Annotated in this window: 17 protein-coding genes; 12 read left to right on the forward strand and 5 right to left on the reverse strand. The window is 45.5% G+C overall.

The window, feature by feature from the left end; genetic code table 11:
* Window positions 1-161 precede the first annotated feature (161 nt).
* The 7 genes from BLV33_RS22600 (at window position 162) to BLV33_RS22640 (ending at window position 8,738) form a co-directional block, all read left to right on the forward strand.
* The gene (locus BLV33_RS22600) at window positions 162-1,481 is read left to right on the forward strand and encodes an ABC transporter substrate-binding protein (RefSeq protein WP_253187142.1); all 1,320 of its coding nucleotides are present in this window, start codon (window positions 162-164) and stop codon (window positions 1,479-1,481) included.
* A gap of 81 nt (window positions 1,482-1,562) precedes the next feature.
* Complete coding sequence (locus BLV33_RS22605) at window positions 1,563-2,435, forward strand: carbohydrate ABC transporter permease (RefSeq protein WP_090797239.1); 873 nt, start codon at window positions 1,563-1,565, stop codon at window positions 2,433-2,435.
* A 26-nt stretch (window positions 2,436-2,461) separates the two neighbouring features.
* Window positions 2,462-3,289, forward strand: a complete 828-nt coding sequence (locus tag BLV33_RS22610; RefSeq protein WP_090797243.1) for a carbohydrate ABC transporter permease — start codon at window positions 2,462-2,464, stop codon at window positions 3,287-3,289.
* Between the two features lie 81 nt (window positions 3,290-3,370).
* Complete coding sequence (locus BLV33_RS22615) at window positions 3,371-5,161, forward strand: cache domain-containing sensor histidine kinase (protein ID WP_171909258.1); 1,791 nt, start codon at window positions 3,371-3,373, stop codon at window positions 5,159-5,161.
* Window positions 5,158-6,747, forward strand: coding sequence for a response regulator transcription factor (locus tag BLV33_RS28955; RefSeq protein WP_171909259.1), 1,590 nt, complete (start codon window positions 5,158-5,160; stop codon window positions 6,745-6,747). Before BLV33_RS22615 ends, BLV33_RS28955 begins: the two co-directional genes overlap by 4 nt.
* Before the next feature lie 47 nt (window positions 6,748-6,794).
* On the forward strand, window positions 6,795-7,862 hold the full coding sequence (locus BLV33_RS22635; RefSeq protein WP_090797255.1) for a Gfo/Idh/MocA family protein: 1,068 nt from the start codon (window positions 6,795-6,797) through the stop codon (window positions 7,860-7,862).
* A gap of 24 nt (window positions 7,863-7,886) precedes the next feature.
* Complete coding sequence (locus BLV33_RS22640; RefSeq protein ID WP_090797258.1) at window positions 7,887-8,738, forward strand: sugar phosphate isomerase/epimerase family protein; 852 nt, start codon at window positions 7,887-7,889, stop codon at window positions 8,736-8,738.
* A gap of 81 nt (window positions 8,739-8,819) precedes the next feature.
* On the opposite strand, the gene BLV33_RS22645 is transcribed toward BLV33_RS22640, so the two are convergent.
* From BLV33_RS22645 to BLV33_RS22660, 4 genes are read right to left on the reverse strand one after another with little or no spacing between them, the layout of a single operon-like run.
* On the reverse strand, window positions 8,820-9,284 hold the full coding sequence (locus BLV33_RS22645; RefSeq protein WP_090797261.1) for a RidA family protein: 465 nt from the start codon (window positions 9,282-9,284) through the stop codon (window positions 8,820-8,822).
* Window positions 9,285-9,318: 34 nt separating this feature from the next.
* Window positions 9,319-10,926, reverse strand: a complete 1,608-nt coding sequence (locus BLV33_RS22650; RefSeq protein ID WP_090797265.1) for an N-acyl-D-amino-acid deacylase family protein — start codon at window positions 10,924-10,926, stop codon at window positions 9,319-9,321.
* Window positions 10,927-10,979: 53 nt separating this feature from the next.
* Entirely contained in the window at window positions 10,980-12,113 is a 1,134-nt protein-coding gene (locus BLV33_RS22655; RefSeq protein ID WP_090797269.1) for an alanine racemase, read from the reverse strand.
* Window positions 12,113-12,772, reverse strand: a complete 660-nt coding sequence (locus tag BLV33_RS22660) for a helix-turn-helix transcriptional regulator (protein ID WP_090797273.1) — start codon at window positions 12,770-12,772, stop codon at window positions 12,113-12,115. Before BLV33_RS22660 ends, BLV33_RS22655 begins: the two co-directional genes overlap by 1 nt.
* Window positions 12,773-12,951: 179 nt before the next feature.
* On the opposite strand from BLV33_RS22660, the gene BLV33_RS22665 reads away from it, so the two are divergent.
* The 3 genes from BLV33_RS22665 to BLV33_RS22675 are packed head-to-tail and all read left to right on the forward strand — an operon-like array spanning window position 12,952 to window position 15,905.
* Window positions 12,952-13,815: a sugar phosphate isomerase/epimerase family protein gene (locus BLV33_RS22665; RefSeq protein ID WP_090797276.1), complete on the forward strand. Its 864-nt coding sequence runs from the start codon at window positions 12,952-12,954 to the stop codon at window positions 13,813-13,815.
* 36 nt (window positions 13,816-13,851) lie between these two features.
* A complete protein-coding gene (locus tag BLV33_RS22670) occupies window positions 13,852-14,727 on the forward strand; it encodes a sugar phosphate isomerase/epimerase family protein (RefSeq protein WP_090797281.1) in 876 nt (291 codons plus the stop codon).
* Window positions 14,728-14,765: 38 nt separating this feature from the next.
* Window positions 14,766-15,905: a GNAT family N-acetyltransferase gene (locus BLV33_RS22675; protein WP_090797287.1), complete on the forward strand. Its 1,140-nt coding sequence runs from the start codon at window positions 14,766-14,768 to the stop codon at window positions 15,903-15,905.
* Between the two features lie 369 nt (window positions 15,906-16,274).
* On the opposite strand, the gene BLV33_RS22680 is transcribed toward BLV33_RS22675, so the two are convergent.
* Window positions 16,275-17,159, reverse strand: coding sequence for a LysR family transcriptional regulator (locus BLV33_RS22680; RefSeq protein ID WP_090797291.1), 885 nt, complete (start codon window positions 17,157-17,159; stop codon window positions 16,275-16,277).
* Between the two features lie 173 nt (window positions 17,160-17,332).
* Between BLV33_RS22680 and BLV33_RS22685 the strand changes: the two genes are divergently transcribed.
* Together BLV33_RS22685 and BLV33_RS22690 are read left to right on the forward strand one after the other, a co-directional pair.
* Window positions 17,333-18,514: an alpha-D-ribose 1-methylphosphonate 5-triphosphate diphosphatase gene (locus BLV33_RS22685; RefSeq protein WP_090797295.1), complete on the forward strand. Its 1,182-nt coding sequence runs from the start codon at window positions 17,333-17,335 to the stop codon at window positions 18,512-18,514.
* Window positions 18,515-18,676: 162 nt separating this feature from the next.
* Window positions 18,677-19,669: a phosphate/phosphite/phosphonate ABC transporter substrate-binding protein gene (locus BLV33_RS22690; RefSeq protein ID WP_090797301.1), complete on the forward strand. Its 993-nt coding sequence runs from the start codon at window positions 18,677-18,679 to the stop codon at window positions 19,667-19,669.
* Window positions 19,670-19,746: the final 77 nt, after the last annotated feature.

A 19,746-nucleotide genomic window follows, 5' to 3' on the forward strand; every position in this document is an offset into this window, starting at 1 on the left:
GTGTGTAAATGCTGTTATCTAGCGTGATTACCTATATTTGGAACATTAAAAATTTGGATATTATCATAATTCATAGGATAGTGCTGAAAGTTTCCCTCATTATATAATAACTTTGTAAAGTTTATGTCACTAAAAATAACATGAGAAGAAGAGGGGATTGTATGATTAAAGGTATATATCAAAAATCACTGTTTGTTGCCGCCTCCACAGCATTGGTCACATTAACAGCATGTGGAAACGCCGGAACGACAACACCATCAAGCCAACCGCAAGCAACCGCAAAGGATACACCAGTTACACTGACAATGGAGTACAACTGGTCCACTCCCAATGTGGACAATCAGATTTATAAAGCACGGATTCAGAAGTTCATGGAGCTCAATCCGAATATCAAGATTGAGGCGCAGGATATCCCTTCGGCTCAATACCGGACCAAGCTGCGTACCGAAGCAGCCGGCAACAGTATGCCTGATATGTTCGTCCTCTACCCCAGAACTGAGATGACTCCTTATATCCAAGCCGACGTCCTTATGCCACTCGATGAAATTATGAATACATGGAAGGGTATAATCCCTCCAGAGGCTTTAGCAGGATATAACGTAAACGGCAAGCAGTATGCCATTCCGGCGAAAATGACTTTTGTCGATATCATTTACTACCACAAAGATATGCTGAGTAAAGTCGGATATAATGAGTTTCCGAAAACCTATACAGATTTTCTTGATTTGGTGAAGAAGTTAAATGGAACAGGTGTCACACCGTTAGCGATTGGAAACAAGAACAGATGGCCGATGCAGTCCACCTTTTTATCGCCGGTCGTAGATCGTATAGCCGGAACCGACTTCCTGGATAAGGTAAGCAAGGGCCAAGCCAAATTTACAGACCCTGATTTTGTCAAATCATTGGGCATTATAGATGAGTTGACCAAGGCAAATGCCTTCAACGCCGATATGAATACGATGGATGAAGTTCAGGTGCAGGATTACTTCATGCAAAATAAAGCAACGATGGTGATGACAAGCTCGACCATTGACGCCAAATTCAGAGTCAACAACACGACAAACGCAGACAGTATAGGTATAGCTCTCTTCCCTGCCATTAATGGAGGAAAAGGTGATCCAAGTAAAAGCGCGGGAGTTGTCCAATACGGAATTGGACTGAGCAAATCATTGAGCGGAGCGAAGAAGGCTGCAGCGCTCAAATTCCTGCAATACTTCTATGCTCCTGAGCTGTATCAAAACTTGATGAGCAAAGGAATCGTCGTTCCGGCGAAAGTAGACATGCCGGCAGATACAAGTAAGTATTTGAAAGAAATGATGGCTTTGACTGCAAAAGGAGATGCTTATGTGTTTGATAGCATCATACCGGTAAATGTCGTAGACATCGTTCAGAATGGGATACAAGCTATTACTATTAAACAAACTACACCGGATCAGCTTGCCAAGGATATGCAGGCCGCTATGGATAATATTAAAAAGTAAAGCTTACCATTGCCGTAGGCGGGGATCCTATCTCCGTCTTCGGCAATACTTTCATTACATTCACAGATAAGGAGGCTCATTATGCAAGTAGCCAGGCGTGTGGGAATAACCATATTTATCGGAATGCTGCCTGCCTTGATTATTTATATCGGTCTAGCTTTAATCCCGATTGCAATGTCCTTTTATTATTCCTTCTACGATTGGAACGGACTATCTGCAATGACCTTCACAGGCTTGGACAACTACATTTCCATATTCAAAGACAGAGTATTCTGGGGTGGAGTAAAAAACAACTTATTTATGATGGCTACCGGAATTTTAGGTCAGCTACCTTTAGGATTGTTTTTCGCACTGCTGTTAAACCGATCATTGAAGGGGATTAAATTTTACCGATCCACGTTGTTTCTTCCGGTTATCATCTCGGCGGTTATCGTTTCCCTGATTTGGAGCATGGTTTATGGGACAGAATCCGGCTTGATCAATAATATTTTAAAAAACGTCGGTCTCGGCACCTGGAAACAAAACTGGCTTGGCAGCAAGCCCTGGGGAATGATATCGGTAAGCATCACCTATCTCTGGCAAAATTACGGCTTTTATATGGTTATTTTTCTGGCCGGATTGCAAAATATTCCCGAAGAAGTGAAAGAAGCGGCAGTAATGGATGGAGCCAGCAGCTGGAAGCGATTTTGGTTAGTAACTCTTCCCATGCTTAAGGAAACCATTTGGGTGACGCTAATTTTCTCAATCAGCAATAGTTTTAAGATATTTGATTTGATCTATGTCATGACAGCCGGAGGTCCGGCGCATAATACCGAGGTCATGACCATTTATATGTACACGAATGCCTTCAATAACATGAGTTTTGGTCTAGGGAGCGCAGTTTCCATCCTGATTCTGTTATTCAGCCTGATTGTCATTTATGCAGCGAAATTATTAACCGCAGCAAGAAATTAAACTGGAACAGCAGGGAAGGAGGAACTATGCAAACATCACGTGGAAAAAAAGCACTCATTCATATATTGTTAACCGTACTTTGTGTCATAAATATTCTTCCTATCCTGTGGATGGTTATCAGTTCCTTTAAAACCGAGCAGGATTTTTCCACAAATCCCTTAGGGCTTCCCAAGCATTGGAATCTAAGCAACTATGCCGAGGCGTGGAAGGTTGCCCACCTTGGTACTTATTTCTGGAACAGTGTAATCGTAACAGCAGGTGCCATTGTTTTAACGGTTTTACTAGGTGCGTTGACATCCTTCTTTTTATCGAGATTCGAATTCAGACTTCGCGGCTGGTTATATGGGTTATTTATAGTGGGAATGACGATCCCGATTCATGCGACGCTGGTACCGATTTTTATTTTAATGAAGAAAATCGGGCTTATGAATTCCCATATGGCATTGGTGCTTCCGTACACGGCATTTCACCTGTCGATGACGATCTTTATTCTGGTTGGCTTCATGAAGGAGTTTCCGAAAGACATTGAAGAGTCTGCAGTTATGGACGGCGGCGGTATTTTCAGAATTTTCTTCTCGATTATACTTCCGATGACAAGACCTGCCCTCGCAACAGTCATCATCATCAATTTCATTAATAACTGGAATGAATTCCTATTTGCGCTTGTTCTGATCAATAAAGCGGCCTTGAAGACGCTGCCTTTGGGGTTAGCTAATTTTGCCGGTACGGAGACAACCTTTCAAACTCTGCAAATGGCGGCCTTGACCATGGCCCTTATTCCGTTGGTCGTTTTTTTTCTGGCCATGGAGAAACAGCTTGTGCAAGGGATGACGAGCGGCGCTGTAAAAGGATAGCCTTTCTGGTAAATTAAGTGTTTGGGTAGCATCTGTTTCTAACTTTCCTTTATAATCAAGGAAGAGGGAGAAAGGATGAATATGAAAACAAGCAGATTCAAATTTTTGAATTTCAACTTAAGAAAAAAATCGATAGCCATCTTCGTCCTGCTGGTCACTCTTCCTTCACTCCTGATCGGGTTTGTAGTTTTAAACCGTTATGACTCCATACTTAGACAGCAGTTCATCGATTCCATGGAAAAAAACCTAAATACGATCGAGTTGAACTTGAGTGAAAAGATCAAGGCTGTCAATGATTTGTCGGATTATATGATTTACCAGGAAAATTTCCGTAGTTTTATGGAAACTAAAGCTTCCTTGACCAATTTGGAGCTTATTAATAAAAATAAAACGGCCATCGAAGGGTTTGTATCGTTCCAAATCATGTCGAAGAGCTATATCAACTCTATTTCATTGCAAGGCGTAGGCGGCAATCAGCTTCAAATGGGGGAGCCTGTCAAGGGTTTAGAGACGCCATGGAGTGACTCAGCGCATGTGAAACGAGGGGGAATTGTCTGGACCGATTCTTATCCGCTTGAGAGTGGTTGGACCGGCAGCAAACGCGTGGTTTCTATGTTCCGTGTTATTAATTCCTTCGATAGACCTTCAATTCCGGTTGGAGAGGTCACCGTGCGTTTGAACGAATCAGAAATAACGAATGTGATGATGAAAGCAGTTCCCAAGGATCAAGGCTCGATATTTATTGTCCGTTCCGAGGGCAGCGTCCTTCTGCACCAAAATGAGAATTTGGTAGGTCATCCGTATCCGAATAACATTTTTTTGCAAAAAATGGCCTCACCATCGAACAAAGTATTTGCTTTGCGGGAGAATGGAACCTCTTACGTCGTTTTCAATCAGTACATGCCATCGACAGGGTGGCATATCATTGCGATGATCAAGGACGAGACTATTGTAGCAAAAACACAAGCTGTTAAATCGTCGCTGCAGATTTTGCTGCTGCTTATTCTGGTTTTCGGATTGTTCGCTTTAACAGGCTTTGAATTTGCGATTATTCGCCCAATCCTTGAAATGAAGAAAGAGACGCAGCGGCTCAAGCAAGGAGACTTCTCCGCGCATGTTGAAGTTCGCACCCGTGATGAAATTGGTGAGCTTGGCCGGCAATTCAACATGATGGTCATGACGATCAAGGAGCTGATCGATAAAGAATATAAATTGGAGATTCGGCAGAAAGAATCTGAACTGAGAATATTGCAGAGTCAGATGGACCCGCATTTCCTTTATAACACGCTCGACATGATAAGGTGGAAGGCAAGACTGGAAAGGGCGTCGGAAACAAGTCAATTGATCGAGAAGCTATCCCGCTTTTTCCGCATGAGTCTGAGCAGCGGGAAACGATTCACGACATTGACGGAGGAATTGAATTTTGTACGTGCTTACCTGGAAATCCAACAGAAGCGCATGGGAAGCAAGCTTCAATTCGCTTTATATATGGAGGCATCGCTTGAGGAAGCTGTGCTGCTGAAAAACATGATTCAACCGCTTGTTGAAAATAGCATCAAGCACGGATTCAGGCAGAAGGCCGGAAAGGTTGAAGTGCGCTGCTACTTGGATAACCATGATCTGGTCATAGACGTAATCGATTCAGGGATCGGATTTAAGCAGGAAAAAATTCAAATCATTCGTCAGTCGCTTCTGCAAAAGACTAAGGATGCAAGTGTTACTGATCATGCCATCTGTAACATTCATGAGCGGATATTGCTTGTTTATGGCAGCAGCTACGGAGTTGAACTCCCAATGGAACAGATCGAAGCGGGAGCATGTGTACGGTTAAGATTACCTCTTTGGATGAACGAAAAGGAGGAGGAAGCATGAGCATTAAGGTGCTAATCGTAGATGATGAACCAATTATTTGTCAAGGGCTGAGGCAGACGATTCCTTGGGATACGATCGGTGTAGAAGTGGTTGGGGAAGCCTATGACGGCGCGGAAGCTCTGCAATTCGTCACCCGTCAGCATGTCGACCTGGTTCTTACGGATATTCATATGGATGGAATGGATGGACTCGCATTGGCTAAAGGGCTGAAGGAGCTGCTGCCGCAGATTCGCGTCATCATCCTAAGCGGTTATGATGATTTTGAATATGCGCGCCGAGCTCTTCGTCTTGGAATTGAAGATTATTTGCTTAAGCCGGTTAATATCGAGGAGCTTATGGCGATGGTCCAAAGTATCGGTAAAGAATTGACGCATGATGCAGAGCTGGAGAAAAAATTTGAACGAGAACAATGGTCCAATTGGCTGGTTCAGCTCGTTCAAGGCAGCGGGGTCGTTCAGAAAGATGCGGACATTCCGCCGCCATTCATTATAGATGGAATTCATTCTTTCAGGTTTATTGCCAGCCAGCTTGAGGATTATTATGCTTTGGTCGAAAGCTCCACAGATGAAAAGCGACAGTCGATACGGAAAATGTGGGAGATGACGGTAAATACGGCTTTGAAGGCTGATCATGAAGAGGTCATCTCCTTCTTCTATCATCCGAATTTGCTGATATCGCTGTGTATGGGTTCCGATCCATTGAGCCAATCTGATTTGACTGCTGCTTTATTGAAGGCGCAGAGCATGATATCGTCAGCTCCACGCCTGATTTTCGGCGTTTCGCAACCTTTTTCCGAAATTGCTGAAATTTATCCGCGCAGTATGGAAGCAGTATCCGTTTTGCAGCTTGGAGCGATTCCAGATTCCAGTTCCATTTTGTTCCATCATGAAGAGCTGACATCCAGAAGGAGTCATTTGCAGATTGCTCCGATCGAGCAGGAAAAGCAATTGATCCATATTCTTTTTGATGGCAGCTACGATGATTTAGAAGAAATGATCGGGAAGATCATGCAGGAATTTCGTGAAAGGGGCTATCTGTTGAAGGGGATATTGCAGGCTTTCAAGGAGCTGAGTATTGTGCTTCTACGCAAACTGCATATGAACGGAATTGATCTGTCCGAACATATCGATTTGTTCAACACGAAGGAAATTGATCTGTTCGTGCATAATTCCTACCGGGCGATGGAATCGTTGCTTCGCTTGGAGCTTAGATCCTTGTATTCGATTACGAATTCTTCTCTTGCAGGAAAAAATCATTGGATTACGGAAAGAGTCAAAAAGTTTATCGATACCCATTACCATACGGATTTGAAAGCTTCCGAGATTGCAGCCTGGCTCAAAATAACACCTAATTATTTCAGTTTTGTCTTTAAGCAAAACTTCGGCAAAGGATTTGCGGAATATTTGAATGAATTGCGAATCGAGCGTGCTAAAGCAAGCCTTGCCGGAACCGATGAGCGCGTATTTGAGATCGCCGAAAAAGTCGGATACAAGGAGTATAAATACTTCTGCTCCATCTTCAAATCGTTCACGGGGATTACACCTACTCAATATCGAAATCTTGCGAAAACGAATGTAACAATCTAGTCTAGGTTTAAGTACCTTTGTCAAATCAATCAAATGGAGGACAAAAAATGAAGAAGATCAAAGTTGGAGTTATTGGTGCAGGATCCATTTCAAGCGCGCATATGGATGCATATGCAAACAACAAAGAAGTTGAGCTTTATGCGATTTGCGATTTGAATCGGGAAAGGGCTGATGAAAAAGCCGTCAAATACGGAATTCCACACGTGTATTCGGATGTCAGGGAATTTTTGGCGAATCCCGACATTGAAGCTGTGAGCATCTGCACCTGGAACAATACGCATGCCGAATTCAGTATCGCCGCTTTGGCAGCCGGCAAGCATGTGCTCTGTGAAAAACCGCTTTGTCAAACGGTTGAACAAGCCCTGGAAGTCCAATCTGCCGTTCAAAGCAGCGGCAAAGTATTTCAGGTTGGATTTGTCCGCCGTTACGGAAATACGGCCAAGATGCTGCGCAGCTTCATTGATGCAGGGGATCTTGGCGAGATTTATTATGCCAAAGCAAGCTATTTGCGCCGTCTTGGCAATCCCGGCGGTTGGTTTTCGGATAAGAGCCGATCCGGCGGCGGACCGCTTATCGATCTCGGCGTTCACGTTATCGATTTATGCTGGTATTTGATGGGTAAGCCAAAGGTTAAATCGGTGTCCGGCAATACATATAACAAGCTCGGCAACCGGTCGAACGTGCAGCATTTATCCTTTTATAAAGCTGCTGATTATGATGCTGACAAAAATGATGTAGAGGACTTGGCCAACGCGCTTATTCGGTTTGAGAATGGAGCTTCCATTCTTGTGGATGTCAGTTTTACGTTGCACGCCATTAAGAATGAAGGCAGCATCAACATTTACGGCACTAAGGGTGGGGCGCAAGTGGAACCGGCACTGCAAATCGCAACCGAAAAACACGATATGATGCTCAATCTGTTACCGCAAGTCGATACGCTTTCCTTCGACTTTGTCGAAGGCTTCCAGAATGAGATCAATCATTTTGTCAACTGCTGTTTGGGTAAGGCGGAGACACTAAGTCCTGTGGAGGACGGCGTGGAAATCATGAAGATCTTATGCGCCATCTACGAGTCGGCAGCAACCGGAAAAGAAATCAGGTTTAATGAAAATTAGGATTTGCTCAAGGGGAGTAGCATCATGAAACCTGCATTTAAAACGAGCTTGAGTGTATGGAGCTGCCATAAATATTTTTTCGATAAAGTGTGGACAAATGCAGATTTCATTCATTTTGCAGGTCAACAGACGCTGGTTGACGGAGTTGAGCTTCTGCATAAATTTTGGAACCCTGTCATCGACATTCCGCAAATTGAAAAAGCGCTGCAGCAGGAGGGGCTCGAGGTGGCATGTGTGGGGGCCAGCAATAATTTTGCTCTGCCTAACACGGCCGACCGTGATACTCAACTGCAGCAAGTTATAGACTCCATAAATATTGCCGATTTATATGGTGCAAAAGTTGTCCGTGTTTTTTCCGGCAGCTTGCAGGAGGGTGTTTCCTTTGAGCAAGGGCAGCGCTGGATTATCGAAGGACTGAAAGCTGCAGCCGAGTATGCTGGAAAAAAAGACATCACGCTGTGCTTGGAGAACCATGGTTTATTCGCAGGCAAAGCAGGTCAGGTGCAAAAGATCATCAGGGAAGTAAACTCTCCGGCGCTTCGCAGCACGTTTGATACGGGAAATTTTATACTGGTCGACGAAAATCCGAACGACGCATTGGAACAGTTAAATACGATGATTGCCCACGTGCACTGCAAAGATTTCATCAAGGTGGAGGAAATCTTCCAAGGAGAGACTTATGTTTCTTTATCCGGAGTCCGGTATGCCGGCACAGTAATTGGTGAAGGCAGTGTACCCCTGGACTCCCTTTTGGCCCGCCTACATGAGTTAGGTTACGATGGATGGTTAACTGTAGAATTTGAAGGGAATGAAGAACAGAAGTCGGGCTCGATCCGATCAGTCGCCAATTTAACCAGCATGCTGGAGAAGCTTTGATCTCTCTTGGATCATTCATAGGAATTGAAAAAAGGCTTGCCATCCGTTAAACAACGGGGCAAGCCTTTTGCAAAATTCCTTTTAGTCGCGAATTTCAGCGATAATTTCGATTTCAACCGGCGTATGAAAGGGCAGGTCACTCGTGCCGATAGCCGATCGGGCATGCTTGCCATTCTCGCCGAAAACAGAAACAAGCAGGTCGGATGCGCCGTTCATCACGTAAGGCTGATCGGCGAAGCCGGGAGCGCTGTTGACGAAGCCGAGAATTTTAACGATCTTTACCACCCTGTCTAAATCGCCGAGATAGCCTTTCATCACGGCCAAACAGTTGATGATGGTTTGACGTGCAGCTTCTTGGCCTTGTTCAATCGTAAGCTCGTTTCCAAGCTTGCCTTCATACATCAAGGTTCCATTAATGCGGCAATCTTGTCCCGATAAGTAAATCAGGTTTCCTGTACGATTGCAGGGAATGTAAGTGAAACGAGGCTCCGGTGAAGGAGGAAGTGTGATACCTAGCTCATTTAAACGTTGTTCGATTAGTGCCATTGCTCGGCACCTCCATATTCATGTATTTGGTTGATTAATGCTGGCATTGGTGCTGGGCCCGAATGAGGCCGCCTTCCCGAGCATGAGTATGCTGTCCGTGCAGAAGTGTGGGCTTGCCCTTCACGAACACGTGTGAAATGCCTTCGGGATATTGTCTTGGCTGTTCAAAGGTAGCGAGATCTTGAATCGTGTCCGGATCAAAGACGGCCAAATCGGCTGCATATCCGGGTACGATTAGACCGCGTTTGCCCAGCTTGAATCTTTGTACCGGGAACGAGGTAATTTTGCGGACGGCTTGCTCCAAAGACAGCAGACGATCCTCCCTTACATATTTGGCAAATACGCGGGGGAATGTTCCGTAGAGCCTCGGGTGAGGCTTCCCGGTTTCGCAGGTTAAACTGTCAGATGCGATCAAAGATTTCTCATAACCGATGACTTGCTTAACATCCTCATCGGACATATGAAAATAGACGATGGTGATGCGGCCTTCTTCTTCATTCAGCAGGTCCAGCACACAATCTACAGGATGCTGACCTCTGGCCTCACTGATCTCGGCTATATGCTTTCCTTCCAGGCTCCGGTTAGCCTCGGTGTGAACGGTTGAGATGAAGACGCTCTGCCATCCTGTGGAGCTGACGAGATTGTCCCAATCCGGCTGCTCTCGGCTCAGTTCTTCACGAATCCGGGGACGGAGACTCTTGTCACCCGTCACTTCAAGCAAGCTGTCTATTCCTCCTTCCAGCATCCATGGGGGGAGAACGGTTGTTAAGCTTGTCGAACCGGCATTGTAAGGATATACGTCGCAAGTCACATCCATGCCGCGAGCTCTTGCATCCTCAACCAATTCCAGAGCTTCGAGCACCTTGCCCCAATTGCTCTTGCCTGCTGCCTTCAAATGGCTGATATGGAGGGAGACGCCAGCTTTCTCCGCAATCCAGATCACCTCTTTGATGGAGGGCAGCAGGTTGTTGCCTTCTCCGCGGATGTGCGTTGAGAAAAGTCCGTTATACTTGGGCAGTACCGAACAGAGCTCAGCAATTTCCTCTTTTGTCGTGTAACTGCCCGGAGCGTAAAGAAGTCCGATGGAGAAGCCGATTGCGCCTGCTTTAAGGCCTTCCTCCAGCATTTGCTTCATAAGCTGCAATTCGGCTGAGGTGGCTGGCCGCTTAGCAAATCCCATAACGGCAATACGCAAGGCGCCATGTGCCACATAAGTGGCGATATGCTCAGAGATCTGAGAAGCGGCAACGGTTTCCATATACTGCCCAACGGTTTCCCAGGGCCAATCCCATGAAGTTTTGCCAATCACAGGCTGGATGTAGCTTTTCAACAGCTCAGCATTGCTTTTTACGAAAGGTGCAGGGGCTAAGCCGCAGTTGCCGACAACCTCTGTGGTCACTCCTTGCTGGATTTTAATTTCACTGAAGGGATGATCCAGGATCATTAAATCGGAATGACAATGCCCATCGATAAAGCCAGGGGAAATGACCTGACGGTGTACATCAATAACTTTCCCTGCCTCCTGCTCGGAAAGGCTGCCGACAGCAACAATTTGCCCGTCTTTGACACCAACATCGCCAAGGAACCAAGGGTTTCCTGTGCCGTCAACAATACGTCCGTTGGTAAGAATGAGATCAAGCATACTTTATAAACCTCCCAGAGAGATGAATGCTATTCGTGATGTTAGTCGACCTGCTACTCCAACATTCCGCGGCCAAGTACAGGAACAGACTCAAACCGGTCGCCGCTTCGCAGGATGATGCGATTATGCAAATTTACGGTACTGCAAATATGATTGGGAATAATATGCAGGCGGTCGCCGATGCGTGGGTTTGCCGCTTGTGCTGAAGGTCCTAATCGCAGCATGCCATGCTCCTCGGTTAGACGTTCCAGTAATGCGTCCGGCAGCTCGATCACATGCCCGAAGCCCTTCAGCTGCAGCGGCTCAGTACCCGGCTGGACATCGGTGGCAAAGGTTTTGCTGCCCCCGTCGATAATGGCAAGATCAGGGGAAGGACGGCTCACAACTGTAACTTCCATGGTTCCTGCACAATCATCCAAACTGCATAGCCCATAACGGGCTTGCATTCGATCCTTGTACACATAAGTACCCGGCCTGACTTCCGTGATGCCTTCCACTGCAGCTACCGCAACTGCAGTAGGTGAAGAACCGACGCTGACATCCGTTATCGGAATGCCTGCCGCACGAATTTGCTCAGCGAGCTTAACCATTAGCTTGCCTTCCTCTTCGCCTGCAGCGCGGATATCAAGAGTCGGTTTGCCGGACAAAATCGGTCCGCGGAACGTAAAGATGCCGGTCAGACGCAGATGTTTCAGACTGTTGATTTTGACGGCCAGCTCAAGCGCTTCCTCATAGAGTACACCGGTTCTGCGCAGCCCTGTATCGATTTCCAATCGAACCTGCAGTACATGATCATGCTTAGCTGCTGTTGCCTCGACACGCAAGGCGCCCTCTAAGCTGTCGACACCGATGATCAGCTCAATGCGTTCGCTCAATCGGATCGCGCGCTCAATTTTACTGGGAGTAACAAGTGGGTAAGCGATAAATATATTGGTGATCCCATGCTGCGCCATAACTTCGGCTTCCGATACTTTCGCTACGGTGATGCCGACCGCCCCTTCTTGCAGCTGAAGGTGTGCAATGTACGGCAGCTTATGCGTTTTGGCATGGGGACGCAGGTTAACCTTATGATGGCTAATGACCTCTGCCATGGATTTGATGTTGTGCTTGACTTTTTCGGTATCAATGATTAAACAGGGGGTTTCCAAATCAGCTTGTTCCATCACTTTTGGATCGTTGTCCGGCATTATACGGTTTCACTCCTATTCACGTTATTTTTCGAATTTTCAAGGTAGCTGTAAAGCGTATATTTGGAGATATTGAGGTAGCTGCTTATCCGCTCTCCGCCCTTTTTGATCAGGAAAGCGCCCTTGCTGTCCAACATTTGAATCATCCTGGTCTTGTCTTCCTTAGTCATGACGGCAACCGGCTTGCCTACCTTCTCTTGCGCTTCTTGAATCATGGCCGTGAGCAAATCATTTACGTTGCTGACGAAAGATTCTTGAATTTGGGTTTGTAAGCCCGCGGCAGTCAACGATTTTAGTGTTTTTTCAGCCATCATCAGCTCAGTGATATCGAAATTAATACACAGCGAGCCAATCGTGCTGCCCTCGCTATTTTTCATATACCAGGAACTGGAGCGCAGGATACGCCCTTCTTTTGTTTGGGTAATATAATTGAATTTATTGCCGTTAACTTCATTGCCGCGCAATATTTCAAGCCCGAGATTGGTTCCCGGATCGCCGATTTTTCTTCCGGTTATGTGACCATTCTCGATGGCTCTGATCGTACTGTCATAGGAGCCTGTTAAATCATGCAGCACAACCTCACAGTTACTTCCGAATTGGGAGGCAAGTCCCTTGACCAATTCGTTCAAGAATTCGAACTCATCGCTTATGTTTTCCATAGTTCCTCTACCTCCCTTTATGTTAAAAGTTTATCACAAAAAAAATGTTTTTCAAACAAAAAGTTTGTTTGAATTTCTGGTTAAAAGGTGCTATTATGGGTTTGTTTTAAGGCAATTTGAATCCGATTCATAGTATTTTAACCGAACTTTCATTATTATTTAGAGAGGTTGTGAATTCGATGAAACTTGGCATCAGCAGCTATTGCTTGTCACCCAGCTTAAAGTCACAGCAAATCGATATATTTGAAGGCTTGGAATGGATCAAAGAGCAAGGAGCCGAGCACGTAGAAATTGTCCCGATCGGCATTGACCTGGAAGGGAATTTTCCATTAGCCGATGCTATAGCTGCCAAAGCCAATGAAATCCAAATCGAGGTTTCCAACTATTCATTTTCCGGCGATGTGCTTAAAGAAACTCAAGAGGAATACAAACAAGAGATTGAGCGTATCAAAAAGCAAGTGGAGCTCGCTGCTCGACTGGGTGCCAAAAGGGTACGTCACGACATTGTCCAATGGGGATTCGAGACGGAGCAAATCGGACAGTTCGAAGCGGATTTTCCCAAGCTTGTCGAAGCATGCGGTACCATTTCAGAATACGCGGCCCAATACGGGATAACAACGATGATTGAAAATCACGGCTTTTATATAACCCCGAGCGACAGGCTGCTGCGAATTGCTAAAGCGGTCAACAGACCTAATTTCAAACTTTTGCTCGATATCGGCAATTTTCTTTGTGTGGATGAGGATCCGGTATCTGCTGTCAAGAAATGCTTGCCGTTTGCCGAAGTCATACACTTTAAAGACTTTTTCATCCGTCAACCTTACCAATTTCCAGGAGAAGGATGGCTTCAGACCTTGAGCGGCAAATACATCCGTGGAACGATTTTCGGTCATGGCGATGTGGAGACGCGGCATATTGTCCGCACTATTAGGGAATTTGGGTATAACGGTTATATCTCCCTCGAATTTGAGGGTATGGAATCGGATAAAATCGGTACGAGATACAGCTTTGACAATGCCCGCCGTTTTTGGAATGAAGCATAGATGGACTAAACTGATTGTATCGTGGAGGAAAATGGAATGAAATTAACCAATAAAATAGGCGTTATCGTTGACAGCTTTGGACTTGGCGTCCGTGAAGGACTATTGAAAGCCAAAGATGTAGGTGCTGATGGTGTGCAGATTTATGCGGTCAGCGGTGAGCTGGATCCTGACATTATAACGCAAGCTGGTCGTAAGGAGCTGAAAGCTTTCATTGCTTCGCTGGGTCTTGAAATTTCGGCTCTTTGCGGGGACTTGGGCGGACACGGCTTTCAGGATAAACATGCCAATGCGGCTAAGGTGGAGAAATCGAAACGAATTCTAGACCTTGCTTTGGATTTGGGCACGAATATCGTCACGACTCATATCGGGATCGTCCCGGAGGATACACAAGGTGAGGTGTTCCACAGCCTGCAGAAGGCTTGTGAAGAGCTTGGACAATATGCCCATGACAACAAAGCTTATTTTGCAATCGAAACCGGACCCGAACGCGCCTCTCATTTGAAAAGCTTTCTGGACACACTCAGCACAAAAGGCGTCTCGGTTAATTTTGACCCGGCCAATATGGTTATGGTAACAGGAGATGACCCGGTGCAGGGTGTTCATATTTTAAAAGACTACATCGTGCATACACATGTAAAAGACGGAATGCGTATTCGTGAAGTAGACCCTCGCGAGGTATATGGCGCTCTTGGCTTTGAGCCGATGGATCACGGCAAGATTGCCCAGATGGTTACTTCCGGAGAAATTTTTAAGGAATTGCCGCTCGGAGCGGGAAAAGTACCTTTTGATGCTTATTTTGCAGCGCTGCAGGACATTAGCTACAATGGATATTTGACGATTGAACGTGAAGTGGGAACCCAACCGGAAGTTGATATTCGCATGGCGGTAGAATTTATTAAAAAATACAAGTAACTTGGCAAATTGGGATTTTGATCACGAGGAGGTTGCATATGGCAGAGATACGTCAAGTACAAGGACATGAGATGAACGAAGCTATTCAACTTGCAGATGCTGTATTTCGGGATGCAGAACAAAGTTCAATGGCAGAAGCCTTCCCGCTCGTTTTTTCTCAAAGCCTGGGACAATCTTTCGGAGCTTTTGAACAGGGGAAGTTGGTTGCCTTTATTGGTATCGTTCCGACATTTATGCAAGTAGGGCTATCCAGATTGCCGATTTATTCCTTAGGTGCTGTTTGTACACATCCTGATTATCGGGGAAAAGGCTACGCCGGAGAGATACTAAGTGCCATTCAGCAATTTGCAAGCAAGACACCAGCCTCTCTAATTTTCATATCAGGAGATAGATCCCTATACATTCGTTCACACTGCTATCATTTTGGATCTGTGAAACGATATGTATTAAATTCAAACAGCGCACAGGCCATAACAGACAGACAAGCGCTCAGCGGTTATACAGTAAGGCAATTGGAATCCAGGGATTGGTTCTCTTTAAATGAAGTATTCGCTTCCAGAAAAATCCGCTATGAGCAAAGTATATCTGAATTAGCTTCGATGATTCATGCCCATGCTTACGCCAGCTGTGTGAAGTTGGAGCATAGAGTGCTTGTAGCGGAAAAAGACAATCGCATTCAAGCGTGCGTCGTGGTTAGCGTGCCTAATCAATTTACCTATAAACGTGCTCCGTTTACTGTAGAGACAGCAGGGGATGCTGCATTGGTTAGCGCACTGCTGGCCCATGCTTTTGATGCATATCTGCTTCCTCTTCTGGATATCGTTGTTCCATGGCAGGACAGTCAATTTCATCATGAGCTGGAAGTCGTTAATCACCAAGATGAGAAAAACAGCGGAACCGTGTACGTAGTTAATCCGGAAACCTTAATTGAACAGCTTCGCCCTTTTTTAAATGAAAAAAATAAAGCATCCAGTCAAGCCTTCCGTATCCAGAATCTTGATGGCGGTCACTGCCAAATCACGATGAATCATTCATCATTCGAGCTTGAGCCCCAAGAGCTGGTCTCTCTGTTGTTTGATGTTCAGCCGGAATATAAGGCCGAGCCTTCGATAAAGGATGCTCTAAAGATGTTATTCCCAATCCCGCTTCCTTACGTTTCAGGACTCAATTACGTGTAAGGGTTAATGAGCATAAACTCACAAATAATAAACCAAGCCTCATTATTTTACATTTTAATCTTAATGTAACTTGCCATAGTGATCGAAAACTCAGTATTAGTGAACCAAACTTTCCCAATAAGGACATTTTGTTCACTGCAGCACGCTAGACAAGAAAAATTGGACAAATAATGACTTTGGAGTCATTAATCCTAAGTTTAGCCTCATAAAATGAAAACGGTAAGGGTAAGATCCTCTGCCGTCAGAGCCAATGGGCTCCCAGGCTGTCGAGAAGGTCTCGACGTAACACAAAAAGAAACCCGTCGACGCGGGTTTCTCGATAATCTGACCGGCAAACCATTGAGTTTGCTGGTTTTTTGCATGTCAAATTTATTTTGATTTGAACATAATCAATTGCTCCAGCAGCTTGCTCACAGCCATTGTCGTCGTTAGTTCTTTGCGATGAATGATGTAGAAGGAGCGGCTAAGCTTTCTGTCTTTCAGTCTGCGTATGAGTATGTCCCCTAAAGCTTGTTCTTTTCTAACAATCCAATAAGAGACGATTGCCATTCCCAAACCAGAAGAGACAGCTTCTTTCACGGCCTGGCTGCTGCTAAACTCATAGGATCGCTTCACTTGAATCCTGTAGTCATGGATCAGACCGTCTGTGAAAGCGCGCGTACCGGATCCCTTTTCCCTGAAAATCCAGATGTGATCCTGAAGATGATCTTGCGAGAGCGTCTCGTGCATGGCTAAGGGATGGTTAGAAGGCAAGATAATGACCATTTCGTCATCCATCAGTTTTTCTGTCCTGAGATCAGAGAATTGGATCTCCTCACTTACCAGCCCTATTTCAAAGTCATGCTTGCGAACCCCTTGTAAAATATCACTCGTATTGGCGATTGTCGCTTTAATGTCAACCAATGGGAATTGTAACGCATACTCCGATAAAATTTTCGGCAATATCGACTCCCCGATCGAATAGCTCGCCCCGATGCGCACTGCCCCCGACACCACATTGTGCAGTCGTCCAATATCGATCTTCGCTTCTTCGTAGGTTTGTAGTATCTGTTTGGCTTTAATGTATAAAAGTTGTCCGGCTTCCGTGGCCTTGACATATTTCGACGTGCGTTCGATCAATTTCGTACCCATATCGTTCTCCAAGTTGCGGATTTGCTGGCTAACGGTAGGCTGTGTCACATATAACTGTTCTGCAGCTCTTGAGAAACTTTCCAGTTCCATCACGCACACAAAAATTTTCAGAGCCTCGATCATGGCTTGTCCCCCATGTTTTTATAGATTTGTTGTTGGATTACAAACTCTTAACAAAGGATTTTCGAATGATGAGGATTATATTTTCCTATTGTACCACTACCAAGTGCCGGGGTTATACTCTTACTCGTAAGGACGCTGTTTAAAGCAACCAGAACGTTGGAGGAATTGTTTGCATGACATCAGTGCTTATATTTAACGGAATTATTGTTACACCTAATGAGGCGTTTCCAGGAGCAATTTGGATCGATAACAGAACGATTGTCGGAATAAGCCGAAACGCGGAGTCCCCGCTGAACGATTTCCCCCAAGCGGAGCATGCGGAGAAAGTGAACGCACAGGGCTGTTTTGTGCTTCCGGGCTTGATCGATTTACATGGAGATGCGTTCGAAAAAGCGATTCAGCCGCGTAAAAGTGTGATGATTCAGGTCCCGCTCGCACTTCGTTCCCTGCAGTCATATCTATTGTCTGCAGGCATTACAACAATGTTTCATTCGATTTCATTTACAGGGGAGCCAGGAATTCGTTCGAACGATTCCGGATACTCGATTGCCGAGGAAATCGTTCGTTTGCGGGAAAGCTCGGATGCTCTACTGAGGCACCGCATTCATGTCCGTTATGAGTTGGTGAACAGCCAAGGAGTCACGGGAATCACCCGCATGATCGATAATGGATGGGTTGACTTGTTTTCTGTCATGGATCATACGCCGCAATACGGCAAATATAAGACGCTGGATGAATACAGATACTATGTAGAAAAGACATATCAATTGACCGGAGAGGCTCGAGAGGTATTCATCGAAGAGCAGCGGGCCAAACGCGAAGCTATTGATTTCGAAGCGACCAAGCAATTGATGGAGCACGCGATCAGGCGCGGAATCACACTCTGCTCCCATGACGACGATACACCGCTCAAATTAGATGAAATGAAGGCAAATGGAGCTACCGTCAGCGAGTTTCCTCTCAATGAGCAAACGGCAGCCTACGCGATACAAAGCGGGATGTTTGCCGTTGTGGGAGGACCGAATGTGCTGCGCGGAATTTCGCATGAGAACAACTTGTCGGCACGCCATGCGCTGAAGGAAGGGTTAGCGAATATCATCTGTTCCGACTACTATCCGTACTCCATGCTTGCTGCCGTATTTTCACTTGTCGATGAAGGTTTGAATTTACCGCAGTCTGTGGCCTATGCCAGTCTCTATCCGGCACGCGCCATCGGCTCTGAGGACAAGCTCGGCTCTCTGGAGACGGGCAAGCAGGCCGACCTGCTCCTGGTTCGTAAATCGGCGGTGACAGAGCTGCCGCAAGTTGTTCGCGCGATGGTCGAGGGAAAATGGCAGCTTATCCACAGCTGTTAAATATAGATACATAAACTTACTGAGGAGGAAATTGTTAAGGAAATTTATTGATGATTCCAAGATTTACACAATCTCCAAAGTGAGCTTACATTACCAATATAAATCTACGTTAATCTAGTATTGTCTAAGAAAAATAGATACATAATCAGAAGGAGAGATCGTATGTTAAAGAAATTAGCAGCAGGATCAATCGTTTCCGCATTAATGATCACTTTATTAGCAGCATGCGCACAATCGAACACAGCACAAAATGGTTCGTCTGCCAGCCCATCCAGTGCAGCTACAACTGCTGCTACAGCTACAGCTACACCAGCCCCGTCGGCAAAGGTAGATACACTGGTTATCGCTTATCTTCCGAACGAAGCTAAAGAAGAGCTGGCTCAAGCGCGTCAAGGCTTGGCAAAGGATCTTGGAGCGGCTCTCCACGTAACAGTTAAAGAGTTTCTTGGCAGCGACTATAACGCAGTTATCGAAGCTATGAGAACAGGTAAAGCGGATATTGCCAATTTCGGACCTCTTTCCTACTCGCAAGCTCAAGAACGTTCAAAAGCAGAGCCTATGGTGGTGCCGGCAGCTGACGGCAAAACAGAGAATGCTACTTACAATTCTTACATTATTACTCAAGCAAAGAACGACAAAATCAATTCCATCGCCGACCTGAAAGGCAAGACCTTCGCTTTCGTAGACCCGAATTCCACTTCCGGAAATCTGGTTCCTTCTTTTGAGATTCTCAAGGCTATAAATGACAACAATCTTACATTCGATGACCTGCATACTAACGGAAAGTTTTTTAAATCCGTCTCATTCTCCGGAGCGCATCAAAATGGTCTGCAAGCTGTAGCCAAAGGAGATATCGAAGCTGCTCCGGTTGCCTCCGATACTTTTGACCGCGAAATCGCAGCAGGCAGAGTTGATAAAAACGCAGTAAAAATTATTTTTAAATCGCCTCCGATTCCTCAAGGGCCGTTAGCTATTCGCGGCGATCTGCCTGCAGACTTGAAAAAGCAGGTAAAAGATTTTCTAGTGAAATACGATAACGACAAATTTTTCACGGATTTTGTAGGCCAGAAAGCGGGACAGAAGATTCGTTATGTTCCTGTAGAGGATAAGTTGTACACTGATATATTGGCTTTGAGAAAGAAATTCAATCTGTAATCAGCAAGTCAAAATAAAATGCACAATCATTCCAAAGGGCAAAGGGGACAAAACCTTTGCCCTTTTAAGGAGGAAAA

It is taken from the genome of Paenibacillus sp. GP183 (assembly GCF_900104695.1).
Classification (GTDB): Bacteria; Bacillota; Bacilli; order Paenibacillales; family NBRC-103111; genus Paenibacillus_AI.

Coding starts and splice junctions, on each gene's coding strand:
- BLV33_RS22605 (WP_090797239.1), top strand. CDS start 1,563: ATGCAAGTAGCCAGGCGTGTGGGAATAACCATATTTATCGGAATGCTG.
- BLV33_RS22675 (WP_090797287.1), top strand. CDS start 14,766: ATGGCAGAGATACGTCAAGTACAAGGACATGAGATGAACGAAGCTATT.
- BLV33_RS22610 (WP_090797243.1), top strand. CDS start 2,462: ATGCAAACATCACGTGGAAAAAAAGCACTCATTCATATATTGTTAACC.
- BLV33_RS22670 (WP_090797281.1), top strand. CDS start 13,852: ATGAAATTAACCAATAAAATAGGCGTTATCGTTGACAGCTTTGGACTT.
- BLV33_RS22655 (WP_090797269.1), bottom strand. CDS start 12,113: ATGCCGGACAACGATCCAAAAGTGATGGAACAAGCTGATTTGGAAACC.
- BLV33_RS22690 (WP_090797301.1), top strand. CDS start 18,677: ATGTTAAAGAAATTAGCAGCAGGATCAATCGTTTCCGCATTAATGATC.
- BLV33_RS22635 (WP_090797255.1), top strand. CDS start 6,795: ATGAAGAAGATCAAAGTTGGAGTTATTGGTGCAGGATCCATTTCAAGC.
- BLV33_RS22600 (WP_253187142.1), top strand. CDS start 162: ATGATTAAAGGTATATATCAAAAATCACTGTTTGTTGCCGCCTCCACA.
- BLV33_RS22645 (WP_090797261.1), bottom strand. CDS start 9,284: ATGGCACTAATCGAACAACGTTTAAATGAGCTAGGTATCACACTTCCT.
- BLV33_RS28955 (WP_171909259.1), top strand. CDS start 5,158: ATGAGCATTAAGGTGCTAATCGTAGATGATGAACCAATTATTTGTCAA.
- BLV33_RS22680 (WP_090797291.1), bottom strand. CDS start 17,159: ATGATCGAGGCTCTGAAAATTTTTGTGTGCGTGATGGAACTGGAAAGT.
- BLV33_RS22615 (WP_171909258.1), top strand. CDS start 3,371: ATGAAAACAAGCAGATTCAAATTTTTGAATTTCAACTTAAGAAAAAAA.
- BLV33_RS22650 (WP_090797265.1), bottom strand. CDS start 10,926: ATGCTTGATCTCATTCTTACCAACGGACGTATTGTTGACGGCACAGGA.
- BLV33_RS22685 (WP_090797295.1), top strand. CDS start 17,333: ATGACATCAGTGCTTATATTTAACGGAATTATTGTTACACCTAATGAG.
- BLV33_RS22660 (WP_090797273.1), bottom strand. CDS start 12,772: ATGGAAAACATAAGCGATGAGTTCGAATTCTTGAACGAATTGGTCAAG.
- BLV33_RS22640 (WP_090797258.1), top strand. CDS start 7,887: ATGAAACCTGCATTTAAAACGAGCTTGAGTGTATGGAGCTGCCATAAA.
- BLV33_RS22665 (WP_090797276.1), top strand. CDS start 12,952: ATGAAACTTGGCATCAGCAGCTATTGCTTGTCACCCAGCTTAAAGTCA.